Below are 9,146 nucleotides of genomic sequence, written 5' to 3'. Positions count from 1 at the left end.
CGCTCGGCTGGGAAACCCCAGCCGAGCGTCTGGCTAAACTCCTCGCGGCCTAGACAACCGACCACGTGTTGCAACGACCGCTAGAAACCGCCGTGTCGAGCGGGGCCCTTCGGAGGATTTCCCGGAAAAGCAAAAAGACCCCGGTAAACGGGGTCTTTCCAATTTCTGGCTGGGGTACCAGGACTCGAACCTAGACTAAGTGAACCAGAATCACTCGTGCTGCCAATTACACCATACCCCAACACAAAGCAAGGGCCGATGGGCGAGCCCACCGGCTTCCTGCTCTGAAGTACCCCCGACCGGATTCGAACCGGCGCTACTGCCGTGAGAGGGCAGCGTGCTAGGCCGCTACACAACGGGGGCTTCCTGGCGATCCCTTGCGGGATCAGTACCCCCGACCGGATTCGAACCGGCGCTACTGCCGTGAGAGGGCAGCGTGCTAGGCCGCTACACAACGGGGGCTTTCCAGGTGATCCCTTGCGGGATCAGTACCCCCGACCGGATTCGAACCGGCGCTACTGCCGTGAGAGGGCAGCGTGCTAGGCCGCTACACAACGGGGGCTTGATCTTCTTTTGTGTGCCGTACTGACGTACTGCGCTGGGGTACCAGGACTCGAACCTAGACTAAATGAACCAGAATCACTCGTGCTGCCAATTACACCATACCCCACCAGAGTTGAACCCCCAGGGGGTCCTTCTCAGGCGTTGCGCCTCTCGTTCGGTCCCTTCCGAGGGGCTTTCGTTCCCTCGTCCGTTCCCTCCCGGGCGGCGCAGAAAGAACATTACCCGACGTCGGCCCCGGCTCCAAAATCGATAACCCCGGGCGGCGCCCGGGCGGCCCGCGGATGACGTCCGGGTACGCCGCGGGCCCGGCACGGAGCCGGGCCCGCGGCCTGCTCCCAGGCCCGTCAGGCGGCCGGGAGGGCGTCCAGGGCGGCCCGCAGCCGGCGCAGCGTCTCAGGGCGTCCCAGGAGCTCCATGGACTCGAACAGCGGCGGGGAGACCCGGCGGCCCGTGACGGCCACCCGCAGCGGCGTGAAGGCGAACTTGGGCTTGATGCCCAGCCCGTCCACCAGCGCCTCGCGCAGCGCGGCCTGGATCGGCTCCGGGGTGAAGTCCCCGAGCTCCTCCAGCGCCTTGATGCTGGCCTCCAGCACCGGGCGGGCGTCCGCGGTCAGCACCTTGGCGGCGTCGTCCGGGTCGAGGGCGAAGTCCTCCGGCGCCACGAACAGGAAGCCGGCCATGTTCACGATCTCGCTCAGCACGACCATCCGCTCCTGGGTGAGCGGCGCCACCTTGGCGAGCAGGTCCAGCTGCTCGGCGGTGGGCTCGGCCGGCAGCAGCCCGGCGCCCTGGAGGAAGGGCACCAGGCGGCCGACGAAATCCTCCGGGGCCAGCCGGCGGACGTGCTCGGCGTTGATCGCCTCGCACTTCTTCAGGTCGAAGCGGGCCGGGTTGGCGTTCACCTTGGTGACGTCGAAGGCGGCGACCATCTCGTCCATGTCGAACAGGTCGCGGTCCTCGGCCAGCGACCAGCCCAGCAGGGACAGGTAGTTGAGCAGGCCCTCGCGGATGAAGCCGCGCTCGCGGTACATGTTCAGCGAGGACTGCGGGTCGCGCTTGGAGAGCTTCTTGTTGCCCTCGCCCATCACGTACGGCAGGTGGCCGAAGCGCGGGGTGGTGCCGTTGCCGACGCCGATCTCGGCGAGCGCGGCGTACAGCGCGATCTGCCGCGGGGTGGAGGACAGCAGGTCCTCGCCGCGCAGCACGTGGGTGATGCCCATCAGGGCGTCGTCCACCGGGTTGACCAGGGTGTACAGCGGGGCGCCGTTGGCCCGGACGATGCCGTAGTCCGGCACGTTCTCCGGCTCGAAGGTGAGCGTGCCGCGCACCAGGTCGTCGAAGCTGATGGTCCGGTCGGGCATCCGGAAGCGCAGGATCGGCTCGCGCTTCTCCAGCTTGTAGACGGCCACCTGGTCGTCCGTCAGGTCGCGGCAGTGGCCGTCGTAGCCGGAGGGCTTGCCGGCCGCGCGGGCGGCCTCTCGGCGGGCGTCCAGCTCCTCGGTGGAGCAGTAGCAGTAGTAGGCGTGGCCGGCCTCGTGCAGGCGGCGGGCGACATCGGCGTAGATGTCCATCCGCTGCGACTGGCGGTACGGCGCGTCCGGGCCGCCGACCTCCGGGCCCTCGTCCCAGTCCAGTCCGAGCCAGCGCATGGCGTCGAGCAGCTGGTTGTACGACTCCTCGGAGTCGCGGGCGGAGTCGGTGTCCTCGATCCGGAAGACCAGCGTGCCGCCGTTGTGGCGGGCGTAGGCCCAGTTGAAGAGGGCCGTGCGGACCATCCCCACGTGGGGGTTGCCGGTCGGGGACGGACAGAAGCGAACCCGGACGGCCGGGTCAGTGTTAGCCACGCTTGATCACCTTGTTGGTGAGAGTGCCGATGCCTTCGATGGAGACGGCGACCTCGTCGCCGACGTTGAGGGGGCCCACCCCTGCGGGCGTGCCGGTGAGGATGACGTCGCCGGGCAGCAGCGTCATGGCCTCGGAGATGTGGACGACCAGCTCGGCGACCGAGCGGATCATCAGGGAGGTGCGGCCGGTCTGGCGGAGCTCGCCGTTGACCGTGCAGGTGATCGCGAGGTCGCCCGGGTCGAGGTCGGTCTCGATCCAGGGGCCCAGCGGGCAGGCGGTGTCGAAGCCCTTGGCCCGCGCCCACTGGCCCTCGCGCTGCTGGACGTCCCGGGCGGTGACGTCGTTGGCGCAGGTGTAGCCGAGGATCACCTCGGGCACCCGGTCCAGCGGCACCTCGCGGCACATCCGGCCGATCACCACGGCCAGCTCGGCCTCGTGGTGGACGTCCGAGGAGAACGGCGGGTAGGCGATGTTCTCGGTCGGGCCGATCACCGAGGTGGACGGCTTGAAGAAGGTGAGCGGGACGTCCGGGACGTCGTTGCCCAGCTCGGCCGCGTGCGCCGCGTAGTTGCGGCCGACCGCCACGATCTTGTTCGGGAGCATCGGGCTGAGCAGCCGGACGTCCTGGAAGCGGTAGCTCTCACCGGTGGGCTGGGGCTGGCCGAACGGGTGGCCGGCCAGGGCGTGGACGACCAGCGAGTCGGGCTGGGAAGGGTCGCCCTCCACCACTCCGAAGGAGACGCTGCCGGCGGCAGGGCTCCCTTCCCGGACGGAAAACCTGGCAATGCGCACGGCTGGGCTACCCCTCGCTTCGTCGGCCGCCCGGGGCGCGCCCGGGCGCTGGTGGGCGCCCCGCCCGCGGTGGGCGCGGCCCCGTCAATCGGCTCCAGGCTATCGCGCGGGGCCCCGGCTGACCGCTTTGCCCCTGTTCAGCGGCACGGGGGGACGACGACGGAGGGCGCCGTCGTCACGGTCGTGACGACGGCGCCCTCCGCGGAGCGCTGCGGGGTCAGTCCCGGACGGCGACGACCGGGGCGACCATCAGCTGGGTGCGGCGCGGGTTGGCGGTGACGGACGGCAGCTCGGTGCCGTAGGTCACGACGTCCTCGGGCTTGCGGGCGCCCGGGATCTTGCTGAAGTCCTCGACCGAGGCCAGCGTCGTCCGGCGCGGGTTCGCCGTGGGGCGGCTGGACAGCGTGGACTGGGTGGCCTTCTTCGCCTGGGACATCGAGAGCACCTCGTGGTCGCGGCCGGGCCGATCGCGGCGGATCGGCACCGGTCTGATGGATTTTCCGATTGATTCGGAAGGGTTCTGGGCAGGCTGATCGGGGCCGTGCTCCGGAGACAGCCCAGGTTACGAGATCTCATTCCACAGAGACCGTGACCAAAGCTACACATTAGACTGTGATTTTGCTCACAAAATGCCGAGCAAAAGGCAAATATCCGACATATCGCCGCACCGAGATTTCCCGACATTCAGCCGATAAGGTGCATTACGGAAGGTCTGCGACTCTTCCAGACCCGGGGTTCTCTTGGCATGTATCCGGCGAGTGTCCGAAAAAGGCGGTATTCCGGTCCCGTTGCGGCACAGTCCGTGAGATCGCACAAGCACTCGGTAGCGTCCGCGACATGGTTCCTACGGCCCTTGTTGGGATTCCCCGGCTGTGCTGGAATGCGACGGACCGTGGGTAGGGAGTGGTCCACCCCGGTGCCCGCTCTCCCGGACCGGCCGGGGTGCGGATGGAAACTCGACACCGTCCAGGCCGTGGCGACGCGGCGGGACGCCCGGTCCAGAGGTTGCGACGCCAGTGCAGGGACGTTTCAAAAGGGGTAGCGGCGCCGCGGGTGACCCGGAGTCGCGCGAGCCTGTGGCAGCCCCCCGACCGGCGGCGGCCCCCGGCGGCCCGGCCGAGCCGGTGACCCCCGAGGCCATCGGCCACCCCGCGGAGGAGGACGGGCAGGAGCGGAAGTCCACCCGGGACAAACTCCGCACGTCCCTGACCCGGCGCCGCGCCACCGGTCTGAACCGGCTCGCGATGCGCAACTGGCGCATCCGCACCCGTCTGATCGCGCTGCTCGCCCTCCCCGTCCTGGTCTCGCTGGTCCTCGGTGGCCTGCGCATCCAGACCTCGATGGAGAACTCGCAGCAACTCGCCCAGATGGCCAACCTGTCCGACCTGGCCAAGAAGGCGACCAACCTCGCGGACGCGCTCCAGACCGAGCGCGACATCAGCGCCGGCCCGATCACCCGCAACCCCACCGCGCCGCTGGACGACGACATCGTCGCCGCCCGCAAGTCCACCGACGACCTGAGCCGCACCTTCACCACCTCCTCCGACAAGTTCGAGAACCTCGAACTGTCCGGTGGAAAGGCGCTGTTGCTCCAGATCCGCAAGGACCTGAACTCGATCGCGGACACCCGCAGCGCGCCGTACCAGAACAACCAGAACATCCAGTCGACGATCACCGCCTACGACGTGATCATCCGCGACCTGCTGTCCATCACCCAGGACATCGCGCTCGCGTCGAACAACAAGGACCTGGTCGTCTCCACCCGCGCGCTCCAGCAGTTCTCGCTGGCGAAGAACGCGACCTCGCAGCAGCGGGCCCTGATCAGCGCCGCGCTCGCCAACCCGAAGTCCCCCGACCTCAGCCCGAGCGACGAGTCCTTCGGCATCCGCCTGCGCACCTCGTACGACAACGCGATCGCGAGCTTCAACAACATCTACACCGCGCACGACCTGGACAACCTGCGCAGCCAGCTCAGCTACAACTCGGTGGTCGCCGACGCCGACCGCTACGCGGGCACGATCCTCACCCAGAACGGCATCCGCCAGACCGACGTCGTCACCTACCAGGACTGGTACGAGAAGGCCAGCGCCAAGATCTCGGCCGAGCGCCGCATCGAGGCCAAGCTGATCGAGAACCTGGACGGCAAGGCCCAGGACCTCCAGTCGCAGGCCGACGCCGACGCCCTGATCATCGGTGTCGCGATCGCCCTGGTGCTGCTCGTCGCCCTCGGTGGCGCCGGTCTGATCGCCCGGTCGATGGTGCGCTCGCTGACCCGCCTCCAGGCCGCGGCCGAGGACGTCGCCGAGCGCCGCCTGCCCGAGCTGGTCAAGACCCTCTCCGAGGCCGACCCGCACGACGTCGACACCACCGTCGAACCGGTCGCCGTCGACTCCACCGACGAGATCGGCCACGTGGCCCACGCGTTCGACATGGTGCACAGCGAGGCCGTCCGCCTCGCCGCCGAGCAGGCCCTCCTGCGCGGCAACATCAACGCGATGTTCACCAACCTCTCGCGCCGCAGCCAGGGCCTCATCCAGCGCCAGCTGTCGCTCATCTCCGAGCTGGAGAGCCGCGAGGCGGACCCGGACCAGCTGGCCAACCTCTTCAAGCTGGACCACCTCGCGACCCGCATGCGCCGCAACGGCGAGAACCTCCTCGTCCTCGCCGGCGAGGACCCGGGCCGCCGGTGGACCCGTCCCGTCCCCCTGGTCGACGTGCTCCGCGCCGCCGCCTCCGAGGTGGAGCAGTACGAGCGCATCGAGCTCGCCGCCGTCCCGTCGGCCGAGGTCGCCGGCCGCGTCGTCAACGACCTCGTCCACCTGCTCGCCGAGCTGCTGGAGAACGCCACCTCGTTCTCCAGCCCGCAGACCCGCGTCCGGGTCACCGGCCACGCGCTGCCGGACGGCCGCGTCCTGGTCGAGATCCACGACACCGGCATCGGCCTGAGCCCCGACGACCTCGCCGACATCAACGAGCGCCTGGCCAACCCCCCGACGGTGGACGTCTCGGTCTCCCGCCGCATGGGCCTGTTCGTGGTCGGTCGCCTGTCGCTGCGCCACGGCATCCGGATCCAGCTGCGCCCCAGCGACTCCGGCGGCACCACCGCGCTGGTCATGCTCCCGGTGGACGTCACCAACTCCGGCGACCGCCGGGGCTCCGGCCGGGGCGCCTCCGGCCAGGGCAAGCAGCAGCGCCCCGTCGCCCCGACCCCGCGCCAGCAGCGCCAGGTGCCGCCCGCCCACCAGGGCGGTCCGGCCGCGCTCGGCCAGGGCGGTCCGGGCTCCGGCGCCCCGCAGGGCGGCCGTCCGCAGCTCGGCCAGGGCGGTCCGGCCGCTCCGGCGGCTCCCAACGGTCCCGCTCCGCAGGGTGGTCCGGGTGCGCCCGGCAGCCGCTCCGGCGGCGGCCTGCCCACGCGGCAGGTCGGCCAGTCGCTGCGCGAGAACCCCGTCCCGCCGGGCGCGGGTCAGCCGGGCCAGGGCCGCAAGCCCGCCCAGCCGCCGCAGCCCCAGCAGGCCCAGCAGGCCCAGCAGCAGGCACCTCAGGCGCCACAGCTCCCCCAGCAGCAGGCCCCGCAGGGCGGTCTGCCGCAGCGCGCCCCGGGCCGCCAGGGCCCGCCGCAGGCCGGTCCCGGGGGTCTGCCCCGCCGTGACCGCCAGCAGCAGCCCGGTCAGCCCCAGAGCGGTCAGCCGCAGCAGGGCCGGCCCCAGCAGGGTCAGCCGCTGCCCGGCCGGGAGCGTCCGCGCCCCGGCGCCGAGTTCGACGGCGGTCCGGCCGCCCGGACCGGCGAGCAGCCGCAGCACGGCCGCCCCGGCGCGCCGCAGCAGGGCGCCCGCCCGGGCAACCGTCCGCAGGACGGCCTGCCGCAGCGCCGTCCGGCCCCGCAGGGCCCCGGCGCCCCCGGTGGCCCGGCCGCCCAGGGCCCGCGCGGTCCGCAGCGCCCCGGCCCGGACGCGCCGCAGCGCGACCGCCAGCCGCAGCTGCCGCCGCAGGCCCCGCAGCAGCCCCAGCCGCTGCCGGCGGCCGAGCCGGCGCCGATGGAGAGCACCCAGCAGTTCGCCCGTCCGCGCTTCGAGGCCAGCCAGATCGACCCGCGCGACCCGCTGGGCCTCGGCCTGGTCGAGCCGGTGCTGCCGAACGTGCCGAACCCGCCGCGTCCGGAGCCGGTGCGCCAGGAGCAGGCCCCGCAGCAGCCCCAGCCGCTGCCGCACCAGGAGCCGATGGCGCTGCCGACCGGGCCGTCCGAGGCCTCCGGTCAGCAGCACACCGGCCAGCAGACGTGGTTCCCGCAGGACGAGGGCCTGACGCAGCAGGCCCGGCCGCGTCCGTACCAGCCGCGCCGCCCCGGCACCTCCGCGCCGGAGTTCCAGCCGCAGGCCCAGGAGCAGCAGGCTCCGCCGCAGCAGGTCCGGCCCCAGGAGCCGCAGCAGCAGCCCCAGCAGCCGGGCCGGCCGCAGCCGGGCACCGACGACGCCCCGTGGCGCCTGTCCGCGAACGACGAGCGCTGGCGCCGCGCGGAGCAGATCCGCGAGCCCTCGACCAGCGGCGTCACCATGTCGGGCCTGCCCCGGCGGACCCCGCAGGCCAACCTGGTCTCCGGCACCGCCGAGGCCTCGCCGCTGACCGGTCCTCAGGTCTCGCGGGCTCCCGAGGAGGTCCGCGGCCGACTGACCAACCTGCGCCGCGGCATCCAGCAGGGCCGCCGCGCCGGGGCCGAGCAGGCCGCCGGCCAGGCGGGCTTCCAGCATGGTGCCCAGCAGGGCGGATTCGATAGTTTCGGTGGCCGGAACGACGGCAACGGCGCAGATCACCAGGAGCGTTGAGTTGAACCAGATGAGCCAGGCCGCACAGAACCTGAACTGGCTGATCACCAACTTCGTGGACAACACCCCCGGGGTGTCCCACACCGTGGTGGTCTCCGCGGACGGCCTCCTGCTGTGCATGTCCGAGGGCTTCCCCCGGGACCGCGCCGACCAGCTCGCCGCGGTCGCCTCCGGCCTCACCTCGCTGACCAACGGGGCGTCCCGGATCTTCGAGGGCGGCGAGGTCAACCAGACGGTGGTCGAGATGGAGCGGGGCTTCCTGTTCCTGATGGCCATCAGCGACGGCTCGTCGCTCGCCGTGCTGGCCGCCCCGGACTCCGACATCGGCCTCGTCGGCTACGAGATGGCCCTGCTGGTCGACCGCGCCGGCGCCGTCCTCACCCCCGCACTGCGCGCGGAACTCCAGGGCAGTCTCCTGCACTGACCGGAGCCCCGTGCGGAACCGCCCATCCGTCCAACCCGCCTCGCCGGGTCCGACCCGACCGGACCCGGCGACACCCTCTCAGCTACCCTCAGGCAGCTGATCCCGCCTCAGCTGGCACCGCCCCAGCTGGAACCGGCTGCTCATGGCTGCAGCACTAGGAGGACCCATGACCCCGCCTTCGACACCCGCCGGCCCGTACGGCCACGGGTACGGCAGCGGCTACGGCGGGCAGCAGTCCGACGGCTACGAGCAGCAGCCGCTGGTCCGCCCGTACGCGATGACCGGCGGCCGGACCCGCCCCCGCTACCAGCTCGCCATCGAGGCGCTGATCTCCACCACCGGCTCGGCCGACCGGGCCGGCGGGCTGCTGCCCGAGCACGCCCGGATCGTCGGCCTCTGCCGCGAGGTCAAGTCCATCGCGGAGATCTCCGCACTGGCCGGCGTACCGCTCGGTGTCGCCCGCATCCTCGTCGCCGACCTTGCCGAGGCCGGCCTCGTCGCCATCCACCAGCCCGCCGCCGCGGGCGAGTCGGGCGGAACGCCCGATGTCACGCTGCTCGAAAGGGTCCTCAGTGGACTTCGCAAGCTCTAACGCGGCCGCTCCCACCCGCGCCACCACCTCCGCGAAGATCGTCGTCGCGGGCGGCTTCGGCGTCGGCAAGACCACGCTCGTCGGCGCCGTCTCCGAGATCAACCCCCTG

The 9,146-nt window shown here is 71.6% G+C and carries 6 protein-coding genes, 5 tRNA genes and 1 pseudogene; 4 read left to right on the top strand and 8 right to left on the bottom strand.

Going from position 1 to position 9,146, the window contains the following annotated elements:
• Positions 1 to 166: 166 nt before the first annotated feature.
• The 8 genes from ACZ55U_RS38425 to ACZ55U_RS38390 form a co-directional block, all read right to left on the bottom strand.
• Positions 167 to 241: transfer RNA gene (locus ACZ55U_RS38425), tRNA-Gln, on the bottom strand.
• Positions 242 to 290: 49 nt separating this feature from the next.
• Positions 291 to 363 (bottom strand) — tRNA-Glu (locus ACZ55U_RS38420).
• A gap of 26 nt (positions 364 to 389) precedes the next feature.
• Positions 390 to 462 (bottom strand) — tRNA-Glu (locus ACZ55U_RS38415).
• 27 nt (positions 463 to 489) lie between these two features.
• Positions 490 to 562, bottom strand: a tRNA-Glu gene (locus ACZ55U_RS38410).
• A gap of 36 nt (positions 563 to 598) precedes the next feature.
• Positions 599 to 670, bottom strand: a tRNA-Gln gene (locus ACZ55U_RS38405).
• A 238-nt stretch (positions 671 to 908) separates the two neighbouring features.
• Positions 909 to 2,339, bottom strand: coding sequence for a glutamate--tRNA ligase (gene gltX / locus ACZ55U_RS38400; RefSeq protein ID WP_465534180.1), 1,431 nt, complete (start codon positions 2,337 to 2,339; stop codon positions 909 to 911).
• 61 nt (positions 2,340 to 2,400) lie between these two features.
• Positions 2,401 to 3,201, bottom strand: coding sequence for a fumarylacetoacetate hydrolase family protein (locus ACZ55U_RS38395; protein WP_465534176.1), 801 nt, complete (start codon positions 3,199 to 3,201; stop codon positions 2,401 to 2,403).
• A gap of 217 nt (positions 3,202 to 3,418) precedes the next feature.
• Positions 3,419 to 3,685, bottom strand: a complete 267-nt coding sequence (locus ACZ55U_RS38390; RefSeq protein WP_465534174.1) for a hypothetical protein — start codon at positions 3,683 to 3,685, stop codon at positions 3,419 to 3,421.
• Between the two features lie 592 nt (positions 3,686 to 4,277).
• Here ACZ55U_RS38390 and ACZ55U_RS38385 point away from each other — a divergent pair.
• The 4 genes and pseudogenes from ACZ55U_RS38385 to ACZ55U_RS38370 form a co-directional block, all read left to right on the top strand.
• A complete protein-coding gene (locus tag ACZ55U_RS38385) occupies positions 4,278 to 8,021 on the top strand; it encodes a nitrate- and nitrite sensing domain-containing protein (RefSeq protein ID WP_465534172.1) in 3,744 nt (1,247 codons plus the stop codon).
• Between the two features lie 10 nt (positions 8,022 to 8,031).
• Entirely contained in the window at positions 8,032 to 8,445 is a 414-nt protein-coding gene (locus tag ACZ55U_RS38380; RefSeq protein WP_465534178.1) for a roadblock/LC7 domain-containing protein, read from the top strand.
• A 166-nt stretch (positions 8,446 to 8,611) separates the two neighbouring features.
• On the top strand, positions 8,612 to 9,037 hold the full coding sequence (locus ACZ55U_RS38375) for a DUF742 domain-containing protein (RefSeq protein WP_465534170.1): 426 nt from the start codon (positions 8,612 to 8,614) through the stop codon (positions 9,035 to 9,037).
• Positions 9,018 to 9,146 (top strand): annotated as a pseudogene (locus tag ACZ55U_RS38370) (ATP-binding protein); the annotation flags it as partial. The gene ACZ55U_RS38375 and the pseudogene ACZ55U_RS38370, both read left to right, overlap by 20 nt.

This window comes from Kitasatospora sp. NPDC034533, from assembly GCF_055575155.1.
This window is presented reverse-complemented; position numbering and strand designations above follow the sequence as displayed.

Coding starts and splice junctions, on each gene's coding strand:
- ACZ55U_RS38380 (WP_465534178.1), top strand. CDS start 8,032: ATGAGCCAGGCCGCACAGAACCTGAACTGGCTGATCACCAACTTCGTG.
- ACZ55U_RS38375 (WP_465534170.1), top strand. CDS start 8,612: ATGACCCCGCCTTCGACACCCGCCGGCCCGTACGGCCACGGGTACGGC.
- gltX (WP_465534180.1), bottom strand. CDS start 2,339: ATGGTCCGCACGGCCCTCTTCAACTGGGCCTACGCCCGCCACAACGGC.